The sequence below is a fragment of the Sporolactobacillus sp. CQH2019 genome, assembly GCF_028765345.1.
Lineage (GTDB): Bacteria > Bacillota > Bacilli > Bacillales > Sporolactobacillaceae > Sporolactobacillus.
This window is the reverse complement of the sequence record NZ_JARAJZ010000004.1, coordinates 301,664-323,447: the sequence shown is the minus strand read 5'-3', so window position 1 is coordinate 323,447 and position 21,784 is coordinate 301,664. Positions and strand designations below refer to the sequence as shown.

Below are 21,784 nucleotides of genomic sequence, written 5' to 3'. Positions count from 1 at the left end.
GCATAACTTCTGTGCATAACTTATGTATAGGGATGGGATAAGCTGTGAATATCGATATTTTATGTGTCGGAAAACTGAAAGAGAAATACTTTAAGCAAGGAATTGAGGAATACATCAAACGTCTCGGTCCCTATGCGAATGTCTCTGTGATCGAAGTAGCCGACGAGAAAGCTCCGGAAAGCCTCTCGCAAGCCGAACAAGTCAAGACAGCCGAAGGCGAGCGGCTGCTGAAAAAACTGCCGGACAACGCTTACGCCGCTGCACTCGCCATACAGGGCAGACAGATGGCGTCGGAAGCCTTTGCCGAAAAGATCAGGGAGCTGGCCACGTACGGGCACAGCCATATCGCCTTTATCATCGGCGGATCAAACGGCCTGAGCAGCGCCGTGCTGCATCGTGCCGATTTTCAGCTTTCATTTTCAAAATTCACCTTTCCCCATCAACTGATGCGGCTGATCCTGACCGAACAAATCTACAGAGCGTTTAAAATAATAAGGGGAGAACCGTACCACAAATAAATGAGGTTTTTTTACGGCTGTTGCACAGCTAACGAGTACTGTGCAACTGTCCGATCGGATTTATGAGACTGCACCCAATCAGAAAAAGTAGAATCGGAACTGAGAAAAACTATCAGTCGCACCGAATCGAGTTTAAGTCGCACCGAAATGTGAGAAAGCCGCACCGAATGCAGCTGAACTCGCACCGAAAAAGAGCGGTTGCTCCGAATCAGGCCTGACTCGCACCGAACCGGGGGAAAGCCGCACCGAAAGCGGTTGAAGTTGCACCGAAAAAAGAGCGGTTGCTCCGAAATAGGCCTGACTGGCACCGAATCGGGCTTGAGTCGCGCCGAAATAGGGGAAAGCCGCACCGAATGCAGCTGAACTTGCACCGAAACGTTAAACAGCCTGTTTCAGGAATGTGTATCGGTCAACATACCCGGTTTATCGGTCGGCGCAGTAACTTTATCGGTCGACATATCTCGTTTATCGGTCTTTACGGCAATTTTATCGGTCAATGTACCTCGTTTATCGGTCGGCGTGTCCAAATGGCGCCGGACTCACCCTGAATACGGCTGAATCAGCATGACAAAAAATTTATCTGTTCCATATTTTAACAAATTTTCACTTTGTTTCTGTTGATGCTGCACCGTTCCACCTACTGCGCACTATCAACGATGGAAAGCACATTTTCTAGGGCAGATGCTGCAAGATTCTCCGTAATAAAACCACTGTATAAATTTATATTATTATGAAAAGAGTATGTGGATGTCCGCAGTGATATCCACATTCTTTATTTATTGCTTTTTCAACAAGGGTAGCGATGAAACCTGAAAATATTTGTGACCGCATAGCATGTTTGGCAATCGAAGCGCCGATCCACTCCTGTTCACAGCATAGTGGTTCTGCCTTAGTATTTTAGAATTATATGACAGTTTAATCATGTTTTACGCCAGGCTCTATCTATATAAGAGCAACGCAAAAAATGGAATTAATTGATCGATCACCATTATGAGCACTGAACGATTGATACAGTACGGATTCATTTCAATCAGGAACTCCGCAGTACCTAAATGTCGAGGGGGAAGAGATCAAAAAATGATCCTTCCCCTCTCTTTTTGCTTTTGTATCAATTTGCATCACACACCACGCATTCCGGGGGGAATCACCATGAACATTACGGCCGTGTTTCGTTTGTGCGCTCAGAGACACTAGTCGCATTTAAATGATGATGAATGGATTTTAGACGATGTGATCTTCCGAAAGGAACAGCTAAAATCGGAGCACCTGAAACGGATCATCTTGCCTGATTGCCGGATTTTACTGGTTGCCTACATCAATCATGGAGAAACAATGCAGCGTAAGGACATTGCGAAATACAATCGCTTTGATCATTCAACTGCCGCTGAAGTTGTGCCTATTTTTGTCAATGATCGGTTTTGTGAAGCTTTGACCTTCCAGCGAAGCGAAGCCCCCAATATTTTTTGTTGCTTATTTGAATCAATCTCATAGTTCTAAAAGTTTTTTAGCTGTATTTTGGTCTGTAATCAATACATTGGGATATCCGCCAAGGAGAGCAGCATGGATAGGTTTTAATTTAGTCCGGCCTCCGGCAATCAGTACAGAATACTCCTTGTCTTTTAAAGCATCTAATGCGATACTGACTGTCCGATTATTGAGTTCACTGTCAGCGATTCTGCCTTCTGCTGTGATGAATCTTGATAGAACATCACCAACAGAGACTCTTTTTAGGTGATCTATTTGGATATCGTCCAAATACCCCAACCGGAAAAGCATCGCACTGGACAGGGTGGTGCCCACAGTGAATAGAGCAATGTTGGCTTGATACCCCTGTTCTATGACATTCTTTATAAAGCGATCCTTTACAACTAAATCTTTGGTACGTGCATTATCGAAAATAACCGGTAAAGGCAGTATTTGAGTTTGAGTATGATAGGCAGCATTAAATTTTCTGGTTATATCAATTGAAAAGTTATTTTCCCTTGAATTAGTGACACTTCCCTTTAATTGCACAACATTAATGTTAGAGCGATCGCTTTCCTTTAGATGATTGGCAACAGCATCCATTGTTTTCCCCCAGGAAATTCCAATGACATCATTGTTTCGAATAATATGTTCCAGATATTTTGCCGTTTCTTCACCTAATTTATCTAAGATCGTATCTTTATCATCATTAGTTTGCAGGGCAATGATGACATCCTTTAAATTATATTTCTGTTTTAATTGCTGTTTTAAAGAATCCATATTCTGGAATGGGTCATTAATTTTGATTTCGACTATATTTTGCTCTTTAGCAGCTTGAAGAAGCCTGGAAATTGTGGGACGCGATAAATTCAATTTCTTAGAAATATCCACCTGGCTCATATTATCAATGTAGTAAAGACGGCTGACCTCTAAAACCTGCTTGATTTTATTTTTTGGAAGTTCCATTTACATTCTCCTATAAGTCTTTATTGATTAAAATTATAACTTATAAATTGGATTATGGCTCAGAATGAAATTAATTTCAATTAATATATTTACAAAAGTAAAGAAAAGAGCTATTGTGGTGGTAAAGATATAGAAAGGGGTTCAAAAAAGTGGGACTATCTAATAAAGAGTTAGCAAAGTATTTGGACCACACTAATTTAAAGCCTGACGCCACAAAAGAAGATATTGCGAGAACCTGTAAAGAAGCAATTAAATATGGTACTGCATCAGTTTGCGTTAATCCATATTGGGTTCCCTTTGTAAAAAATCAGCTGGCAAACTCTCATGTTAAACCCATTACCGTTATCGGTTTCCCGCTGGGAGCAATCCCTACAGCCGCGAAGGTGTTCGAAGCGGAAACTGCACTTGAAGCCGGAGCTGAAGAAATTGATATGGTCATTAACATTGGTGAACTGATCGGTAAAAATGATGTAGCCGTAAAAGCAGATATCGAGTCTGTTGCATCTGTCGTACATGCCAAAAATAAGTTACTGAAGGTTATCATAGAAACATCTTTTCTAAAGGAAGACCAAATTGTTCAGGCCTGTAAACTGGCTGAAAGTGGAACAGCAGATTATGTCAAGACTTCAACCGGTTTTAGCTCTGCGGGAGCTGCAACTGAAAACGTAGCTTTGATGCGTCAAACAGTGGGCAACCGTTTGGGTGTAAAAGCTTCCGGAGGCATTCATAGCCGTCAGGAAGCCGAGGCTATGATTGCAGCCGGTGCAAGCCGCCTGGGTGTCAGTGCAACGGTTAAGATATTGGGAGAGGATAATATGTAATTTTTTATGAGGGGCCAATACTAGAAATGGCGCAGCAGCCGGATTTCCGGAAGGGAGTGATTCTATTGACTAACTATCAACGTATATTTGGAATTGTATTAGATTCCGTTGGAACAGGAGCGGCGGCAGATGCTGATAAATTTGATAGCTTCGGGTCTGATACTTTAGGGCATGTCGGAGAGGCTTATGACGGCAAGTTAAATTTGCCGAATTTACGGAAACTGGGAATTTCAAATTTAAGGGATCGGCCGATTAAAGGCGTTCCGTCTATGAGCCAACCATCGGGATATTTTGGAAAAATGCAAGAGATTTCTGCGGGAAAAGATAGTATGGATGGCCATTGGGAAATGATGGGCTTGCCTGTCAGACGTCCGCTGGATTATTTTCCGCAGGGCTTTCCGGATGATTTATTGAAAAAGATTTCCGACTTTTCCGGAAGAAAAATTGTTGGCAACCGGCCGGAGTCAGGAACGAAAATTATTATAGAGCTTGGAGAGCATCAAATAAAAACAGGTGATTTAATCATTTATACGTCGGGCGACTCAGTTCTGCAAATTGCGGCTCATGAGGATGTCATCCCCGTTAAAGAACTTTACCGTATCTGCGACTATACACGCGGCCTTGTTAATGGACCAAATTATGTCATTGGAAGAGTTATCGCCAGACCTTTTGTAGGTACCGATAAGGATCATTTTGTAAGAACGGCAAATAGACATGATTTCTCTTTAAAGCCATCTGGAAAAACCGATTTGGATTATTTACAAGCTGATGGCGTTCATACAATTGGCATTGGCAAGATTAACGATATTTTTTCAGGGCAGGGGCTCGATGAAGTCTACCATAATGAGAGCAATCTCGATGGAATGAATCATGTAAACCATGTTATGGCAAAAGATTTTACAGGTTTTTGCTTTGTTAATCTGGTTGATTTTGATGCCATGTATGGTCATCGTCGTAATCCGATTGGTTTTGGAAAAGCACTGATGGAATTCGATAAATGCCTAGGAAAAGTTCTAAACAGCATGAAAGACAGCGATTTACTGATGATTACGGCTGACCATGGGAATGACCCTTGTTATAAAGGCACGGATCATACTAGAGAGCAGGTGCCGTTAATGGTTTATTCACCAAGTATGAAAAGCAATGGTTCTTTAGGTACACGTCCGACATTCGCAGATTTCGGAGCAACTATACTAGATAATTTTAATATTAAAGGTAACGGCGCAGGCAGCAGCTTTTTGAGTATCTTGAAGTAATTATTTAATGATGGGAGGGATAACAAATGAGAATGGTAGACATTATTGATAAAAAAAGGAATGGAAAAGAATTAACAGATGATGAAATAAATTTTTTTATTGATGGTGTTGTAAACGGTAGCATCCCGGATTATCAAACCAGTGCTTTACTCATGTCAATCTATTTTAGAGATATGAGTGATCATGAACGGACTGCTTTAACGATGAAGATGATGCAATCCGGGGAACGTTTAGATTTATCTGATATTCCGGGAATTAAAGTTGATAAGCATTCTACGGGCGGCGTGGGGGACAAAGTCAGCATCCCACTAGCGGCTATGGTCGCGGCCGTTGGGATCCCAGTACCCATGATATCAGGCCGGGGCCTGGGGCATACAGGCGGAACACTGGATAAATTGGAATCTATTCCGGGATTCAAGGTTGAAATCAGCAAAGATGCGTTCATCAAACAGGTAGCAAAAGAGAAACTGGCTATTATCGGCGCAACGGGGGATATTGCACCCGCTGATAAAAAGATATATGCATTACGTGATGTGACTGATACGGTGGATTCCATTCCGTTAATTGCAAGTTCGATCATGAGTAAGAAAATTGCATCTGGAACAGATGCATTAGTCATTGATGTTAAAACGGGCGCAGGTGCTTTTATGAAAACGCTTGAGGATTCTACAAACCTGGCCAAAGCACTGGTAGCAATAGGTAAAGGTGCCGGAATGCAATGCATGGCAGTGATTTCTGATATGAATCAGCCATTAGGAAATAAAATCGGCAATACTTTAGAGATCGAAGAATCGATTGACCTTTTAAAAGGCAAAGGTCCTGAAGATTTAAAGGCGCTCATATTAACCTTGGGAAGCTATATGGTTCTTCTTGGAGGGAAAGCCAATAGCTTTGAAGATGCAAAAAGAATGCTGGAAAAGACTATTGAGTCTTCGGAAGCTTTAGACCGTTTTCGTGCAATGGTTGACTCCCAGGGTGGGGATGCTCGTGTAATCGACAACTATCGGTTAATGCCCCATGCACCATTCAGGCTTGAATTACCTGCCAAAAAGAGTGGAAAAGTATCCAAACTATCAGCGGATGAAATTGGCATTGCAAGTATGATGCTGGGCGGAGGGCGCCAAAAAGCCGGAGATTCTCTGGATTACGGGGTCGGCATTGAACTCCATAAAAAAATGGGCGATACGGTTCAAAAAGGCGAATCTTTAATGACCATTCATAGCAATAATGAGCATATTGAAGAAGTGAAACAGCTTATCTACCAAAACATTGAAATCTCTGCAGAAGCAACAATTCCAAAAATGATTTACAAAATCATCAAATGAGCAGCTAGGAAGGAGAGAAAATCATGGAAAGTGCAATCGAAAAAGAGCGTTTTGAGGGAAGCTACGGGCAATGGCTGAAACAGCAGCTGACTTCCATTCCGACAGTTCCCTGGACGATGTTTGGGTTTGGTGTAGGAGCAGAAACAGTAGTATTTTTAACCGGCACCATTAATTGGCTGACGTTTTTGTCATTCGTAGGTGTATTTTTCGGTATGGGCTGTGTTTGTTCGATGTCTTCAGGCCACACAATTAATGGGCTTCTTGGGGCAATTAGTGTTGTAGCCTATGTAATTGTTAATCTTCAGGCACACCATTGGTTTAGTATCATTGATCAACTATGTTTTTTCTTTCTTATTGATTTAGAGCTCCTAATGACTTGGCGTACCTGGGGCAGGGGCAAGAATTACAATATTAAGAGCCTGAGTATTAAACAGTGGACGGTTACGGTTGTTGTAATACTGGCTGCCTGGTTTGGATTATATCATCTCGGATTAATCACTGCGGATAACAATCCGGTTTGGGATTCGCTGGCGTTAGCCATTGGCGGAACAGCATCCTTTTTATGCTTCAGGAGATACACACAAACCTATACATTATGGCTGATTTCAGATTTTGTTAATGTTGCGCTTTGGTTTTACGCGCTTAAAGACGGATATTCTCCAGCATCTTTGACAATGTTAGTAATGGAATTGTTTTATACTGCTACCGCTATTTACGGAAGGTTTTTCTCAATCTGGACTGGCAAGCTTAATAGAGCAATAAACTAAAAATCAAGGGAATCTAAGAATTAAAAGTAAACAACGTATACGCAGCAAAGAGGAATTATTTTGAATAAGCGAAAAGCCCATTCGAATTCATTCTGAAAATCTCACTTACACCCATTACGGAGAATCGCACCAAAGTAAGTGAGGTTTTTTTACGGTAAAAATCAATTTCGTTACGCGGTTGACGGCTTACTTTAGAACTGAAAAAAACGAAAAGCCTTCCCTATTAAAGCTTTTCGTTTTTTGTTGCAATGAAATTAATCGGCGATTCGGTATAGACGCAAGGGCCGGCCGACTGTCCCGTATTTCTGTTCTTCTATCAATACGCGTTCTTTAACTAAATGAGAAAGATAGGTTCTTGTCGTTGAAAGGCTGACCCCGGCCAATTCGGCAATCCGGTCTGCGCTTAAGGAATCTTTGCCGTCCACCATACAATTTTTTATTTTTTCCAACGTACGGGTATCGATCCCCTTTGGGCTGGCTGCGCTGCCTGATTCAGATAGCCGCAGTTTTTTAAAATCATTCACTGTTTCCTGGTCAATCCGGGATGACAGCGAGAGACGGGATTTAAACTGAATATATTTATTTAGGGGTGTCTGCAGCTGGGTCAGATCAAATGGCTTAATCAGGAAATCAATGATGCCAAAACGAAAACCGTTTTCAACTATTTCCAGCTCTTTTGCGGCAGTGATGACGATCACGTCACATCGTCTGTTTTGAGTCCTGATGGCTTGTAATAGCTCGATTCCGGAGCGGTCGGGCAAGTAAATGTCTAAAAGAATCAGATCGGGCTGCAATCTGTCGATACATTCTATAGCTTCATAAAAACTATGTGCTGTTCCCGCTAATTTATAGCCTTTCTGAGAATCGATAAATTTTCCATGAAGCTTTGCTATCATAAAATCGTCGTCTACGACCAATACACTTAACACACGATCACTCATCTTTGTCCCTCCATTATAGGCAAGTCAACCTGCAATGCTGCTCCCTCAGAGGAAGAAACCATTTGAATGCGCCCGTTTATTCGTGAAACTAAACGGGATGCCAGTGCTAATCCAAAACCTCTGCCGGTACCCTTCGTCGTGCTCCCGTCATCAAACAGTTTTTTTCCCAGATCGGGATCAATGCCCGGGCCATTATCTTTGACTTCCATATAAAGGCCCGCCATTTCAGTTTTCATATGAACGGAAATCACAGCCGGCCGCTTATCCCTTGCGGCCGATTGAATGGCCTCCATAGCATTTTCAATGGCATTCCCAAGAATCGTCAGTACAATGTCCCGATGCGGGCAGCGATCCCGAACATAGGACTCCGGTGTAATCGTCAGTTGAATGCCAAGTTCTTTCGCCCGATGCATTTTTCCGATAAGAACGCCGACAATTGCCGGATCCCGGATATGAGCCAGAAAGAAATTAAGTATATTTTGCTGTTCGTCATTTACCTGGGTAATGAGTTTCCGGACAAGGTCATATTCCTGCATTTGGATCAGCCCGGAAATAAGATGAAGCTTGTTCATAAATTCATGGCGCTGGCTGCGTAATGTATCGACGTATTTACCGATATCGGCAAGCCGGTTTTCCAATTGGTCCAGTTGAAGCTTATCGCGAAAACTCGCCACCGCTCCGATTACCTCTCCGTTAAACATCACAGGGATTCTGTTAACGACAACCAGAAAATTTCCCATAATCATCTGATGATCATATTGCGGAGCTCCCTTTTCCATGACTTCGGTGAGCCGGGAGTTCGGTAAAATACGGGTGATCTCTCTGCCGATTAAATCACCGTTTTTGTCTTCCAGCATATTTTTTGCTTCCCGGTTTAATGTCGTTATTTTTCCGGTTGTATCAATAGCGATGATTCCTTCGCGAATGGATTCAAGTATCGCGGCCTGCTGATTTGCTAAGAAAGCGATTTCATTCGGCTCCATGTTAAAAATCTGTTTTTTAATATGGCCGGAGAGAATAAATGCGCCGACGAGTCCGAAAGCTGCGGCAACGGCACCAAGGCCGATGATTTCAAAAATTAATGAAGTCAGCTTCTTCCAGATATTCCGGGTAAGAAAACCGACGGACACAACCCCAATCTGATGATGATCAAGATCAAAAATCGGGTACTTCCCGCGTATGGAAAGGCCGAGAGTCCCGGCAGCCTCGGTAACGCGCCCCTGACCGCCCAGGAGTAAAGTATCATCATTTCCCGCCATGCGCTGTCCGATCATTTTTGGGTCAGGATGGCTGTAACGAATTAAGTGCATGTTTGAAACGACAATAAATTGGGCTCCGATTTTTTTTCGAATATTTTCGGCGATGGGTTGAATCTGCAAAGAAGGGTCCGGTTCTTTAAAGGCCTGTTTGATTTCCGGCAATGCGGCAACCGTTTTTGCGGTTGCTAAAGCGTTTTGGCCCGTTTCATCAAACTCGCGACGGACCATGATCCAAGAAAGAGAAACGATAAAAAGCAAAAGGACAAAAAGAAGATTCAATAAGACAAGAAGGTTGATTTTGGTGCGCAGCTTTACCCGGTTTTCTTTGCGTTCCATACCTAATCAACTCCCAGTAAAATGCTTGAACGATTTTTAAAAAGTTCCTGATGCGTCTGTATAAGCGGCACTAAATAATCCTAAATATGAATGCACAGTCGATCAATGAAACGCCACCGGTTTTTTATCGGGTTCCCCCATGAATGCCTGAACGATCGTTTGAGAAGAGCGTAAAGCCTGTGGGGCTTGAATCTTTCCGAACTTTCTGAAGCAAGCAACCGCCAACTAACCCAATGAAAAATCGTTCTGGGCTGCCTGAATCGAATGCGCCTCGCCAAATTCATTCATCTTTTTTGTATGGTAATGGTCTGACTCAGATGTTTCTGTCCCCGTACTGTCTCGGTTGAACAGCAGCGGAGGATTGGAACATTGCTAAAAAGATCCGTCTTTTACGTGTCTTCTTCTCAATAGATGTCTCCCGATACGTACGTAATCGACGGCCGCCGCAAGTTCGGCACCCATGTTTTCCGTCATCCGTATCATTTTTTTCGGCCTTTGGGAAACAAGTGCCTGCAATCGCCTGATAATCCCGGACCATACTCATTTTCAAACAGATCGATTAGAAAATAATTCAGACATTTATCGTGTGATTTCCTCTTTGACCGGAAGTTTTTAGTAACGTTTATAGAGACAAACGTACTGTTATTCCCGTTGCGGAAATCGTTTTAATTGTCTTTATTACGTTTATCACTTATATTGGCAAAATATTTATATAAAATCAGAAAAATATATAATCGGAAATGTAAGCGCTGTCAGATCGAAAAGGAATGGAGGAAAATCAATGAGTGCTTTGGAGACTGTATATCAGGCTAATACTCGGGCCGAACCGGCTATGATCGAACTCAAAGGGATATCGAAAGAATTCGTCAAGCCCTCGGGTGACGTTCATTCTGTGCTGCGGGATATTCATTTGCAAATTCCAAAGGGAGAATTCGTATCGATTGTCGGACCGACAGGCTGCGGGAAATCAACCACGTTAAGCCTTATTGCGGGATTCGAGCCTCCCACAACAGGTGAGGTGTCTATCTCCGGTCAAAGACTGGAAGGGACGAACCGGCGGGCTGCGTGTGTTTTCCAAACAGAAAATGCTTTTCCGTGGAAAACCGTTATTGACAATGTTTCGCTTGGACTCAGGCTGCGAGGCAACAGAAAGGAAGAGGCCTACGATGAAGCAAGGAAGTGGATTGCGCGGGTCGGCCTTAAAGGCTTTGAGGGCCATTATCCCGCTCAGCTTTCCGGAGGGATGAGAAAACGAGTGGCTCTGGCCCAATGCTTAATTGTTCAACCTGAAATTCTCCTCATGGATGAGCCTTTTTCAGCGCTCGATGTTCATACGAGACATTTAATGGAAGATGAATTGCTTAGAATCTGGGAGGAAACCTCTGCCTCTGTTTTTTTTATCACTCATGATTTAGAAGAAGCGATTGCGCTCAGTGACCGGGTCATTGTTTTTACAGCAGGACCGGGAGCGACGGTCAAAGGGGATTATCGGATTGATCTGCCGAGGCCCCGCAATGTTGCGGAAATCAGCTTTGACGCCGCTTTTATGAGGATTCACCAGCAAATATGGGAAGATCTGAGGGACGAGGTGATCATCAGCTATGAAAGCGCAAACAAATTCAGCAGCTAGTCCCGCAAATAAGGCAGTGATTTCACGAAAGGCCGAGTTAAAGAGAGAAGCATTAAAGATCAGAGCCCGGAATTTAAGTTTGCAGCTCGCGGTATTTGTTGTATTGACGGGATCCTGGCAATTTCTATCAAGTCATAGAATAATTGATCCGTTCTTTTTCTCCAGTCCTTTTGACATCGTGAAACATATTTGGACATGGGCCGTAAACGGGACGACAGCAGGCCCCCTGTGGCTTCAATTTTGGGTGACCTTCGAAGAAACGGTTCTCTCCTTCATCCTCGGCGGTGTTTTTGGGATTCTCTTTGGCTATGTACTGGGTGTCAATGAGTTGCTGTCCGTTGTCTTAGGACCGTATATTAAAATGATCAATGCCATTCCGCGTGTTGTTTTAGTTCCTATTTTCATTCTGTGGTTTGGACTGGGCATGCCGTCAAAGGTTGCTTCCGGTCTCGTGCTAACATTCTTTATCGTATTTTTCAATGCTTTCCAGGGGGTACGTGAAGTGGACCGGAATTTGGTCAACAATGCACGCCTTCTTGGCGCAAGCAAAGGCCAATTGGCTCGGCATGTCATTATACCGTCTGCGCTGACCTGGATTCTCTCCAGCCTTCATTCCAGCTTTGGATTCGCGTTAATCGGAGCGGTTGTCGGAGAATTTATTGGGGCTACCCATGGATTAGGCTATTTAATTGCCCAATCGCAAGGAGCATTCGATACAACGGGAGTATTTGCCGGAATGCTGATCCTTTCAGTTACGGCGCTGATTGCCGACTGGGGTGTTTCAAAGCTTGAAAAACGTTTTATTGCCTGGCGGTATGTTCGCAAATAACAGTTTGGAGGGGTCTGCATGAAAAAAAGGACAATGAAAAATATAACAGCTGCTCTGTCGAGCCTTGTCGTTTCCGCAATGCTATTGGCAGGTTGTTCATCGGCCGCGCCGGGGTCTTCAAGTACAAACGGTTCTGCTGCGAAGCCCAGAGTCGTCATCATGGTCGGCGGACTGGAGAAAATTATTTACATGCCGTTTATGCTTGCCCAGCAGCTTGGCTATTATGATAAATACGGAGTCAACGTCAGCCTTGTAGAAGAAAGTGCCGGACAGGATGCTGAAGTAGCCATGCTGGCCGGTCAAACGGACGGTGCCGGCGGTTTCTATGACCATACTCTGGATCTTGCGACCAAAGGCAAACAAGTGGAAGCGGTCATTACGATGGCAGACGTTCCGGGGGAAACGTTGATGGTATCCAATCGTCTGAAAGACAAAGTCAAAACTGTTTCCGACTTAAAAGGATTGAAAATCGGCATCACCGGCCTTGGTTCTTCAACGAACATGTTGGCAACGTATAACGTTGTCAAAGGCGGCGGAAAAGAAAGTGATTATTCACCCATTCCGGTAGGCGCCGGCAGTACGTTAGTCGCTGCTATAAAAAACGGCAAAATCGATGCGGCTGTGACAAGTGAGCCCACTGCTTCTATACTGCAGAACCGGAATCTGGCATACACATTGGTCGACATGAACCATAAAAATGCATCTCACCAGGCTTTAGGCGGCGGCTATGCTTCAACGAGCCTTTATATGAGGAACGATTATGTCAACACCCACAAAGATACCGTTCAGAAACTGGTAGATGCCTATGTCGCTACATTAAAATGGATGAGTACCCATACGCCTGAAGAAATTGCAGCAAAAATGCCGCCTGATTATTATAGCGGCGACGAAAAACTATACGTTCAGGCGTTGAAAGGCCAGCTTCCAATGTTTACAACCGATGGTAAGATGCCTGCCGGTGTTCCGCAAAACGTTCAGAAAATACTTTCTTCTTTCAAACCGGCTGTGAAAAAGGTTGATTTAAACAAAACCTATACGAACGCATTCGTTGATAAAGCAAATCAGTAAAGAATTGAATGATTAAGAAGTAAAAAGAGGGCTCGGTCCTGCGCTGTAAAGAGATCCAATATGGAAAACTCCAAAGATAATATATTTTGAGTTGATGGCTGGCCGGAAGAACCGGCGTTGCCGTCAAAATCTTTCGTAACCGGATCAAATCTCTGAGCGGCCTCCCACTACATGCGGGCATAATAAAAGCACAGGGAACATAAAATAAGACCGCCGGTGCTCGAACACCGACGGAATGGCAATATCCGCACAGAGCGGAACAGCATTCCAATTAAAACTGCATTCAGTGAAAATGGTCTGCTTCAATCATAGCCAGTGCGAATGGGCATATGAAGCGGATCATTTCTTTTTTCTGTCTGACAGAATCAGCATCAGTACACCAAAACTAATCATCAGTGTTAGAGCTTGAAATACTGTCATTGCCGCCCTTCTCTCCAATCTATAAGGGCGTCGCTGTCCGCTCATATGCCTCATCTATTGCCTATGTCGATCATAGCCTGCCTCTTAAAACTGGGGACATACCATTCCATAAAGCTTTAATTGAAAATCCGAAACTGGGTTATGGGTTAGATAAACGAAAATTCAGGATTTAGTTCTCAACTAGCCGGGCAGACAATTTTAGAGTGCCAGCAAACGTGAGAGTGCTATATTATCCCAATCCAGCTGGCTAATTTGAGTTTAACTGGCCAAAATAGTTTTCTTTGAAATCTATAGTCATTCCATTTTATAAATCATTGCTTTTTCGTTTAGGTTCAATGTTTGATTACAATTCCTTAGAAAGTCATATGGTGCACTTCGAGGCTGAAAAATATCGATTTCAAAGTCCCACTAGTGATGTTTGTCTTATTACTATCAGATAGTCTGGAGTGGTTGATGGCAGTAGAATTACATAAATAGAGCTAGACGGAAGCCCAAGGGTCATATTCAAAAAGTGATCATTGCCTCTCAAAGTATCTATTGAAAAATGCATCTATAACATTTATATTTAATTCGAAAAATTAGGAACTTATATTTTATTCGACATCTTCCGACCGCCTTCTCAATTATTAGTGACGTATAATTTTATTTAATTACAAGGGAGGAAAGTGCTATGAAAAATGTTAAAAGTTAATAATAGTCTTAATGGTTTTTTGTTTTAATAGTTTTTTTGCGGAGAATGCATTCGCAAGTTCTAGAGTTGTGAGTAAGCAAGGAGTAAAATATTTTCCGAGAATTGGCTGGGAAGTTAATTTAAATTCAAGGACAACAAAGCAGATAATTAATGTATTTAATAATGTTGGTTCAGTTTCCGGTGCAGTGGTCGCTGTGTCAAAAATTATTAAAGAAATAAAACTTCCTCCTGCCCTTTATGGGTGGGCACTTGGTATAGCTGGGGGATTACTTGGTGATGCCTGGTTAATAAAATGGATTTCTGGCAATGGCAGATATGGGATTAGCTTTTTTTACCGTCATGGAGTTTTAATTCCGTGGAGAAATGGTTAATTTTACTGAAAGGAATGAATAGCACATGAACGTAGAAAGAGTATTAGTATCAATAGCAATGATTTTATTTATTCTTGATTTTATATCTCATACTTTTTTTAAAGATAATTCAAGTTATGCTACTTTTGGCGGACTCATGTTATTAAGTTTTTCTATGTTGAAAATGATTGATGATAAGGCTGATAAAGAAAAGAAGTAAGTTAAATCATTAATTAATTTAAAGTACCACGAGCACTAAAAAAGTGCATGAAATATAACTGGATTGATTTTAAGTACCGGTTCGGAACTGACGAACAGTAGTCACCAATAATCAAGGACTGCTCTCTTTTTATGTGCCAAAGATTTCATAATCTGTTTTATCCGTTGCAACTTATTTCGTAGTCTTTGATTCCAGCCGTCCCATTACTTCTTTTGGCAGTGTATTATTTTCAGCAATTGCATATGTGTCAGGATAGATGATCCGGGCTATCTGTTTTTTCCCGCTTGGTATATTTCTTTGCGGGGTCGGTCCGATTACGCTTTTTAAGTCCGCAGATATTCGAAGGTTTGTGGCCAATAGGAGCAAGTGCTTCAACACTTGAAAATGCATCAAAAGCTGTGGATTCAAACATTGGCAATCACCCCCAGCTGACACTTGGAGCCCGGACAGCAGCCTGAGTGTTCTTCAGAAAAGGAAAGAACGGTTTTTTGGCCCGAACTAGGAAGATATATGAAAGAGTGAGGATTGGCAAAATTCCAGTTCCCTGATCGGCTGGAATTTTTTGACCGGCTTCCGAGAACGGAATCAGGCAAACCTTTGAAAAAGGAGTTAAAGATGGAGATCTAAAGCAGGTAAACAAAGAAAAACAAATACAATAATCATAGCACATCGATTCATATCAAAAGAAAATCATATTGAAAGACGAATCAAGGTATGTTTCGTGATTATATCACCTGTTCAATTAGAATCGGCGAGCCTCAATCCTTTTTCAATAAAGGGGAACAGAATGTTTTCGAATCTGATTACAATCAGAATCTGAAACCTTATTTCGGCAGGAACGTACTCCCATCTGCGGAGATGGAGCATTCCTGCCCTTTTTAATAGTTTAAGCTATCTACCCATCAAGAAGAACGTAACGGATGACGGGTCATCGAGAACATCGCTGACCTCTGCGGCGGGCCGGCAGTTCCAAAAAAAAACAAAACAGCCCGCTTTTCCAAGCCGTCCGGACCGTTCGTACGGAGGATCAGCCGGGAAAGCGGGCAGAAGTTATTCCATCTCTCTGGGACATCCCGGGGAAGACGGCAGATTCAATCAGGAAATAACAGATTTAGACCCCTGAGCCGACGATTGTGATTTAATATGGAAAAATTCATGCTTAATATATTGGATCATATAATAGCCGCTTCGAATACAAAAAAAGTAATATAGATTAACCATATGTTTCATAAATATAGCCCAAAAGCCGCTTAAGTGAATGCCGTTTAAATTAGCGACGCCGTATTTTGCCCCGATAGAAACCATGATTCCGTGGTAGTTTCCCTTGAAAGCCGTTTTTTCTCCGCCGCTGATCGATGCAATAATATTTTTGGCAGCGGTGCCGCCTGTTTGTTCGGCCGCTTCGACCATTTGCGGCATCGGCTTTCCGTTTTCTTCAAAATAAGCAAGGTCGCCGACGACATAAACATTGTCAAGTCCGGAGGCCTCCATATATTCATTTACCTTCAAACGGCCGGCCCGGGCCGATTCCATTCCATAATTTTTTGTATCGGAGTTGGCCCTGATCCCCGCCGTCCAAATTAACGTGTGGGAAGCAATTTCATCACCCGATTTTAAAATAATACGGTCTGGTTTCACATCAACAATGGGTGAATTTTTTAAAATCCGGATCCCATTCTCCGTCATATATTTTTCCGCCTTGCCCGCATCTTTTCGGTCAAGTACATTCAGGATGTTTGGGACGGCTTCTACCAAATACAGGGAAATATCCTTTTCGTCCAATTTGTTGATTTTTGCCAGCCGGGCTCTTTGTCCCAGCAGTTCTCCGATCATTTCCACTCCCGTGAGGCCTCCCCCGCAGACTGTGAACGTCAGCATGGCCTGGCGCTTTTTCTGATCATGGACAGTTGCTGCACGGTGAACGATCTCTTCAATATGTTTGTGCAGCTTGACGGCGTCTTCAGAGGACAGTAATGTGAATCCATTTTCATGGACACCCGGCGTACCGAAGTCGTTGGGTTCACCGCCCATGCCCAACATTAAATAGTCATATTGATAGGTTCCCTCTGCCGTTGTTACCACTTTGTCTTTAAGATCTACATGTTTGACCTCATCCGTAACCGGTCTGACCTTTGAATTCTTAAAAAGCCTGTGCAGGTCAAACTGGATGTCTTCCGGCTCGGCCCGCTGCGCGGCCACTTCATGTAACTGAGTCATCATTGTGTGATAGGGATGCCGATCGATCAGTGTTATTGAAACAGAATCATCCTGGCCGTACTTTTTTGCTAATTTTTTGGCGGCATGCACGCCGGCGTATCCGGCACCGATAATCACGATGTTTTTGTTTTCCATAATCATTTCCCCCATAAAGTATTCAAATGCAGTCATTATTGCAGGCACTAAATAATTAAAATTGTAAAATGACGGATTGTTACCCAATATAATTTATTATTTTGCTGATCGTCGTTTGCATCCCTCCGAAGAAAGCTACATTGTGAAAATGTTCACAATGTAGCGTATCTTTATAGTACCACGAACTGGAAGACAATACTGTTAAATTATTGTGAACATTTACCACTTCACTGAGACAGTGCAAAGATGCACTCTTTGTTAAACTGCCCGGCACATTTTTTGGGGATTTTCTCCTTCATTATCTGAACAATGGGCCGGAGGCCGCTGTTCATTCATGTTCTTCCTGAAAGGGAAGCAGAAAAATCCGCCTTGAGAACGAGAAGATTCCCCGACGTGAGTTCATTCTAAAGAAAGCCGATGCAAGTTATAGTAATGATACGGAGGAGGAATGATAATGGAACATATACACGGCGGAGCCGTGGCACAGAGCAGCGGGGATTGGGCTGTCGAGGCGCGCGGACTGGTTAAAACGTTTGGCGACAATCGCGCGGTTGACGGCGTAAATCTGAATGTGCGTGCCGGGACGGTTTATGGCGTGCTCGGTCCGAACGGAGCGGGCAAGACGACGACGATCAGAATGCTGGCGACTTTACTGCGGCCGGATGCGGGCTCGGCGAAAATTTTCGGATATGATGTAATTAAAGAACCGCAGATCGTGCGGCAGCTGATTGGGGTAACCGGTCAATACGCTTCGGTTGACGAATCACTGAGCGCGACCGAGAATCTGGTCATTTTCTCGCGGCTGCTTGGGCTGGGGCGTGCAGAGGCACGGCACAAAGCTGCGGAATTGCTGGAGGAATTCGGACTGACGGACGCCGCAAAACGTCCGTTGAAAAATTTTTCGGGCGGCATGCGCCGCCGGCTGGATCTGGCGGCCAGTCTCATTGCACAGCCGCCGCTGATTTTTCTGGATGAGCCGACGACGGGGCTGGATCCGCGTACACGCAATCAAATGTGGGATACGATCCGCCGATTGGTCCAAACAGGCTCGACCGTACTTTTAACGACGCAGTACCTTAATGAAGCCGATGAACTGGCCGATCGGATTGCGGTCATCGATCGCGGCCGGGTGGTCGCGGAAGGCACCGCCGATGAACTGAAGGCGTCGGTCGGGAGCGCATCGCTGCAATTAAGGATTCAAAATCAACAGGACGCCGGAATTGCCCGCCAAATCGTTGAACGGGTGCTTGAAGTCCGGTCAACTGTTTCGCCGGAAGGCGGGCAAATTACTGCACCGATGGTGGACGCCGACCGGGTTGCCGATCTGCTGACCGCTTTTCGCGAGAAGGGCATCCGGCTGGACGAACTGAGCGTGCAGAAACCGACCCTTGATGAAGTCTTTCTGACCATCACCGGCCATGATACGAAAGAAAACACGTTAAAAGTACCGGACGAAACGGATGGAGCGGGGAAGGTGAAGATATGAAAAACACTTCGATCGAGCAGATGGCCGGCCGCCGGCTGAGTAACCATGTAAGTCTCGGCCAGTCGGTACGCCATTCGTTTACAATGGCTTACAGAGGTTTGCTGAAGCTTCGGCGTACGCCTGAGCAATTGTTCGACGTGACTCTGCAGCCGATTCTCTTCACTCTGATGTTTACCTATATTTTCGGCGGAGCGATCTCCGGAAATATACAAAGCTATTTACCGGTCATCATTCCCGGTATTCTCGTTCAGACCGTGATCACAACCTCAATCGTCACCGGTGTCCAGCTGCGTGAAGACATGGACAAAGGCGTATTCGACCGGTTCAAGTCACTGCCGATTGCCCGCATTGCCCCGCTGGCGGGAGCTCTGCTGGCGGATACGATCCGCTATACCATTGCGACGGTGCTCACCTTTGCCATGGGCTATATCATGGGCTATCGTCCTGACGGAGGGCTTGGATACGTCGTGATTGCCGGGCTGCTTGTCGTTGTATGTTCCTGGGCGATCAGCTGGATTTTTGCCTTTTTCGGCGTGATCGCGCGGACGGCTTCCAGCGTACAGGGAATCTCAATGATTATTCTGTTCCCGCTTACGTTTCTCTCCAATGCTTTCGTACCGGTCAAAACGATGCCTGACTGGCTCCAGTGGTTTGTCAATGTCAATCCGATCTCACATCTTGTTTCTGCTGTCCGTTATCTGGCCAACAATGGAACGTTTGGCCATGATCTTGTCATATCGCTCATCGGAGCCGCTGTGATTGTTGCCGTTTTCGCTCCGATCACGGTCCGTGCCTATATGCGCCGGACCTGAAACGGCCGAAGGTACAGGCCTTATAAGGATCATTAAAGATAATTTATAAGTACATTCCGTATAAGTAATATAAGTAATAATGGAACAAAGTCCACGGGGATCCGAATCATATTGAATCATGACTAAATGATCGGCCGTACGCAAGGTTATTTGACAATCCATCCTGTCAAATCGGGCCGATATTTTCTGCACCATTCATAATGAGCATCTGACCGGCCGATGAAACATTTTTGACCGGCAGGACCGCTGTTCTGCAGGTTCCGGGTGTCAAAACGGACCGCAGCCGCTTTTTTCAGCTAAAAAAAGCAATCAATTCAAATCCCCCGCGGACTGACACGGGGGATTAATTGATGATGTTTATGAAGACGATCGTTCACCGGTGATCGTCAGGTTATGATCGGTTGAATCGGGAAATGATTGCTGTTTAAAACGGCCGCAAAACGATCATTCAGCCGTTTCATCTAATCGGTTTCTGTGTCGGAATCTTTTTTTCCGGCCCGTTCATTGTTGATAAAATAAGAGATAATAACCAATACGGCCATGATGCTGAAGCAGGTGATCGATCCGACCATGTTTGCCTTATTCAGCACAAACGAAACAAAAATGGCCGAAAGTGCGGCAATTCCGGCTATTGTCATATAGGGGAAGCCGATGATCCTGAAAAACGGGATTTTGCCATAGGTCGGCCGCAGTTTCAGTTCGGCCGCACAAATGGCGATCCAGACAAGAATAATGGTGAAACCGGGAATGCTCATCAGTTGAACAATGATCTGATCTTTAACAAAAAAGGCAAGAAATACTCCGATGACAAGAAAACTGCCGGTAAGTGCGAGACCGCCGACCGGCACTCCGCGCTGCGAGAGCCTGCGGGTAAATTGCGGCGCTTCGCCGCGTTCGGCCATTGAGTAGAGCGTACGGGTGGTCGCATAAATGCCTGAATTGGCTGCAGACAGAACTGCCGTCAGCAGCACAAAATTCATCAGCTGAGAAGCACCGGGTATTCCGACGGCTTCAAAGACTTGAACGAAAGGGCTGCTTTGAGTCGCAGAAACACTGTTCCAAGGCATCATGCCGCAGATGATCGTAATCGGCAGAATGTAGAAAAGGATGACGCGGAAAACGACGCTCTTAATAATCTTCGGCAGTGTTTTCTCGACATCTCTTGTTTCTGTCACAGTCAGCCCGATCAGTTCAGAACCGCCGTAAGAAAAAATGACGACGAGGAAAGCCTGAATGATGCCGGACAGGCCGTGCGGGAAAAAGCCGCCGAACCCGAAAAAGTTCTTCACAGGCTGGACATGGCTCGGAATGACCCCGAATAAAATCAGCAGGCCGATGATGATGAAAATAATGATTGCCGTAATTTTAATCCCGCCGAACCAGAATTCAAATTCTCCGTAATATTTAACCTGGAACAGGTTAATTCCGATAATAAACAGGCCGCAAAGTGCGGATAAAAACCAAAGAGGCGCGTGCGGGAACCAATATTCCAGGAAACTGCCTGCGGCCAGAACTTCAACAACAGTGACAATCATCCAGTTAATCCAGTAAAGCCAGCCGACAATGATCGAGGCCCGGAATCCGAATGCTTTGTGGATGATATGCTGGATATTCAATCCGGGATAAGCAATAGCAAGTTCAGTCAGCGCGACCATGACGATAAACAGAATCAGTCCGCTGAGCAGGTAGGTGATAATCACACTCGGACCGGCAATGTTCAGGGTGTCGCCGCTCCCCTTGAAGATGCCGGTACCGATCATGCCGGCCATAGCCATCAGCATAACATGGCGGGGCTGCAGGCCGCGCTGCAATTTCTTGTTCTTCTCTGTTGCGTTAACCATGATTCTTCCTCTTTTTCTCTGTTTTTTACACAAATGCTTTAAATCAATAAAGTGATGCGGTGCAAAAACTCCTTCAGCTAATTTTAAACAGCTTGTGCCCTATTCACTGTTTGTACAGCATGAACAAGTATATATGTATTTGGCCCTTTGTCAATAGTGAACGAGTATTTATAGGAAAAAATGGATCCGTTCGGCTGTTCTGCTAGAGAAACCGGGCCTTTTAATAGAAAAAATGAATCAGCAAATGGAAAAGCAAAGTGTCTGAGAATCCGCGCCTCCATGATCGCTTTTATTCACACAAATGGAAACATGCAGTGGAAAACGTGGTATAGTTACAACAGATGCTTCAATCTTTGCAGAAACATATTTTCAAATAGGAATCCGTCCGTTAGACTATTTGAGGAGGCTGGTGCATGCGTTGTTTTCCGACAA

The 21,784-nt window shown here is 44.2% G+C and carries 18 protein-coding genes and 1 pseudogene; 12 read left to right on the top strand and 7 right to left on the bottom strand.

Annotated elements, in window-relative coordinates:
- Positions 1-44 precede the first annotated feature (44 nt).
- The gene (gene rlmH, locus OYT88_RS07855; protein ID WP_274399128.1) at positions 45-518 is read left to right on the top strand and encodes a 23S rRNA (pseudouridine(1915)-N(3))-methyltransferase RlmH; all 474 of its coding nucleotides are present in this window, start codon (positions 45-47) and stop codon (positions 516-518) included.
- A 1,485-nt stretch (positions 519-2,003) separates the two neighbouring features.
- On the opposite strand, the gene OYT88_RS07850 is transcribed toward rlmH, so the two are convergent.
- Positions 2,004-2,948 (bottom strand): sugar-binding transcriptional regulator, encoded by a 945-nt coding sequence (locus OYT88_RS07850; RefSeq protein WP_274399127.1) that lies wholly within the window; start codon positions 2,946-2,948, stop codon positions 2,004-2,006.
- A gap of 149 nt (positions 2,949-3,097) precedes the next feature.
- Between OYT88_RS07850 and deoC the strand changes: the two genes are divergently transcribed.
- Genes deoC through pnuC form a run of 4 tightly spaced genes read left to right on the top strand, consistent with a single transcriptional unit; the run spans position 3,098 to position 7,117 of the window.
- Positions 3,098-3,769, top strand: coding sequence for a deoxyribose-phosphate aldolase (gene deoC / locus OYT88_RS07845; protein WP_274399126.1), 672 nt, complete (start codon positions 3,098-3,100; stop codon positions 3,767-3,769).
- Between the two features lie 26 nt (positions 3,770-3,795).
- Entirely contained in the window at positions 3,796-5,025 is a 1,230-nt protein-coding gene (locus tag OYT88_RS07840) for a phosphopentomutase (protein WP_274399125.1), read from the top strand.
- Positions 5,026-5,051: 26 nt separating this feature from the next.
- Positions 5,052-6,350: a pyrimidine-nucleoside phosphorylase gene (locus tag OYT88_RS07835; protein WP_274399124.1), complete on the top strand. Its 1,299-nt coding sequence runs from the start codon at positions 5,052-5,054 to the stop codon at positions 6,348-6,350.
- A 23-nt stretch (positions 6,351-6,373) separates the two neighbouring features.
- Positions 6,374-7,117 (top strand): nicotinamide riboside transporter PnuC, encoded by a 744-nt coding sequence (pnuC, locus tag OYT88_RS07830; protein ID WP_274399122.1) that lies wholly within the window; start codon positions 6,374-6,376, stop codon positions 7,115-7,117.
- A 254-nt stretch (positions 7,118-7,371) separates the two neighbouring features.
- On the opposite strand, the gene OYT88_RS07825 is transcribed toward pnuC, so the two are convergent.
- Positions 7,372-8,058 carry a response regulator gene (locus tag OYT88_RS07825; RefSeq protein ID WP_274399120.1) on the bottom strand — a complete coding sequence of 229 codons (687 nt, stop codon included), beginning with the start codon at positions 8,056-8,058 and terminating at the stop codon, positions 7,372-7,374.
- Entirely contained in the window at positions 8,055-9,653 is a 1,599-nt protein-coding gene (locus OYT88_RS07820) for an ATP-binding protein (protein WP_274399118.1), read from the bottom strand. The genes OYT88_RS07825 and OYT88_RS07820 overlap by 4 nt, the downstream gene beginning before the upstream one ends.
- A 781-nt stretch (positions 9,654-10,434) precedes the next feature.
- Here OYT88_RS07820 and OYT88_RS07815 point away from each other — a divergent pair.
- From OYT88_RS07815 to OYT88_RS07805, 3 genes are read left to right on the top strand one after another with little or no spacing between them, the layout of a single operon-like run.
- Positions 10,435-11,283, top strand: coding sequence for an ABC transporter ATP-binding protein (locus tag OYT88_RS07815; protein WP_274399117.1), 849 nt, complete (start codon positions 10,435-10,437; stop codon positions 11,281-11,283).
- On the top strand, positions 11,255-12,112 hold the full coding sequence (locus OYT88_RS07810) for an ABC transporter permease (protein WP_274399116.1): 858 nt from the start codon (positions 11,255-11,257) through the stop codon (positions 12,110-12,112). Before OYT88_RS07815 ends, OYT88_RS07810 begins: the two co-directional genes overlap by 29 nt.
- 18 nt (positions 12,113-12,130) lie before the next feature.
- On the top strand, positions 12,131-13,180 hold the full coding sequence (locus OYT88_RS07805; RefSeq protein ID WP_274399115.1) for an ABC transporter substrate-binding protein: 1,050 nt from the start codon (positions 12,131-12,133) through the stop codon (positions 13,178-13,180).
- Between the two features lie 339 nt (positions 13,181-13,519).
- Here the strand turns inward: OYT88_RS07805 and OYT88_RS20890 are convergent, their stop codons facing one another.
- Positions 13,520-13,600, bottom strand: a complete 81-nt coding sequence (locus tag OYT88_RS20890; protein ID WP_443217497.1) for a putative holin-like toxin — start codon at positions 13,598-13,600, stop codon at positions 13,520-13,522.
- 759 nt (positions 13,601-14,359) lie between these two features.
- On the opposite strand from OYT88_RS20890, the gene OYT88_RS07800 reads away from it, so the two are divergent.
- Positions 14,360-14,662, top strand: coding sequence for a hypothetical protein (locus OYT88_RS07800; protein WP_274399113.1), 303 nt, complete (start codon positions 14,360-14,362; stop codon positions 14,660-14,662).
- 25 nt (positions 14,663-14,687) lie between these two features.
- Positions 14,688-14,861 (top strand): hypothetical protein, encoded by a 174-nt coding sequence (locus OYT88_RS07795; protein ID WP_274399112.1) that lies wholly within the window; start codon positions 14,688-14,690, stop codon positions 14,859-14,861.
- A 247-nt stretch (positions 14,862-15,108) separates the two neighbouring features.
- Here OYT88_RS07795 and OYT88_RS07790 read toward each other — a convergent pair whose 3' ends face one another.
- Both OYT88_RS07790 and OYT88_RS07785 read right to left on the bottom strand, forming a co-directional pair.
- Positions 15,109-15,273, bottom strand: coding sequence for a hypothetical protein (locus tag OYT88_RS07790; protein ID WP_274399110.1), 165 nt, complete (start codon positions 15,271-15,273; stop codon positions 15,109-15,111).
- A gap of 725 nt (positions 15,274-15,998) precedes the next feature.
- Positions 15,999-17,213: pseudogene (locus tag OYT88_RS07785) on the bottom strand (NAD(P)/FAD-dependent oxidoreductase); the annotation flags it as partial.
- Between the two features lie 454 nt (positions 17,214-17,667).
- Between OYT88_RS07785 and OYT88_RS07780 the strand changes: the two are divergent.
- On the top strand, positions 17,668-18,699 hold the full coding sequence (locus tag OYT88_RS07780; RefSeq protein ID WP_274399109.1) for an efflux ABC transporter ATPase subunit, DrrA-related: 1,032 nt from the start codon (positions 17,668-17,670) through the stop codon (positions 18,697-18,699).
- Positions 18,696-19,511 (top strand): ABC transporter permease, encoded by an 816-nt coding sequence (locus tag OYT88_RS07775; protein WP_274399107.1) that lies wholly within the window; start codon positions 18,696-18,698, stop codon positions 19,509-19,511. Before OYT88_RS07780 ends, OYT88_RS07775 begins: the two co-directional genes overlap by 4 nt.
- 461 nt (positions 19,512-19,972) lie before the next feature.
- Here the strand turns inward: OYT88_RS07775 and OYT88_RS07770 are convergent, their stop codons facing one another.
- A complete protein-coding gene (locus OYT88_RS07770) occupies positions 19,973-21,352 on the bottom strand; it encodes an amino acid permease (RefSeq protein ID WP_274399106.1) in 1,380 nt (459 codons plus the stop codon).
- Positions 21,353-21,784 lie beyond the last annotated feature (432 nt).

Bases quoted from the DNA above. Each gene is read 5' to 3' on its own strand.
- OYT88_RS07770 (WP_274399106.1), bottom strand. From the start codon at position 21,352: ATGGTTAACGCAACAGAGAAGAACAAGAAATTGCAGCGCGGCCTGCAG.
- OYT88_RS07805 (WP_274399115.1), top strand. From the start codon at position 12,131: ATGAAAAAAAGGACAATGAAAAATATAACAGCTGCTCTGTCGAGCCTT.
- OYT88_RS07775 (WP_274399107.1), top strand. From the start codon at position 18,696: ATGAAAAACACTTCGATCGAGCAGATGGCCGGCCGCCGGCTGAGTAAC.
- OYT88_RS07850 (WP_274399127.1), bottom strand. From the start codon at position 2,948: ATGGAACTTCCAAAAAATAAAATCAAGCAGGTTTTAGAGGTCAGCCGT.
- OYT88_RS07825 (WP_274399120.1), bottom strand. From the start codon at position 8,058: ATGAGTGATCGTGTGTTAAGTGTATTGGTCGTAGACGACGATTTTATG.
- OYT88_RS07840 (WP_274399125.1), top strand. From the start codon at position 3,796: ATGGCGCAGCAGCCGGATTTCCGGAAGGGAGTGATTCTATTGACTAAC.
- OYT88_RS07790 (WP_274399110.1), bottom strand. From the start codon at position 15,273: ATGTTTGAATCCACAGCTTTTGATGCATTTTCAAGTGTTGAAGCACTT.
- OYT88_RS07820 (WP_274399118.1), bottom strand. From the start codon at position 9,653: ATGGAACGCAAAGAAAACCGGGTAAAGCTGCGCACCAAAATCAACCTT.
- OYT88_RS07835 (WP_274399124.1), top strand. From the start codon at position 5,052: ATGAGAATGGTAGACATTATTGATAAAAAAAGGAATGGAAAAGAATTA.
- OYT88_RS20890 (WP_443217497.1), bottom strand. From the start codon at position 13,600: ATGACAGTATTTCAAGCTCTAACACTGATGATTAGTTTTGGTGTACTG.
- OYT88_RS07780 (WP_274399109.1), top strand. From the start codon at position 17,668: ATGGAACATATACACGGCGGAGCCGTGGCACAGAGCAGCGGGGATTGG.
- OYT88_RS07815 (WP_274399117.1), top strand. From the start codon at position 10,435: ATGAGTGCTTTGGAGACTGTATATCAGGCTAATACTCGGGCCGAACCG.
- OYT88_RS07795 (WP_274399112.1), top strand. From the start codon at position 14,688: ATGAACGTAGAAAGAGTATTAGTATCAATAGCAATGATTTTATTTATT.
- pnuC (WP_274399122.1), top strand. From the start codon at position 6,374: ATGGAAAGTGCAATCGAAAAAGAGCGTTTTGAGGGAAGCTACGGGCAA.
- OYT88_RS07810 (WP_274399116.1), top strand. From the start codon at position 11,255: ATGAAAGCGCAAACAAATTCAGCAGCTAGTCCCGCAAATAAGGCAGTG.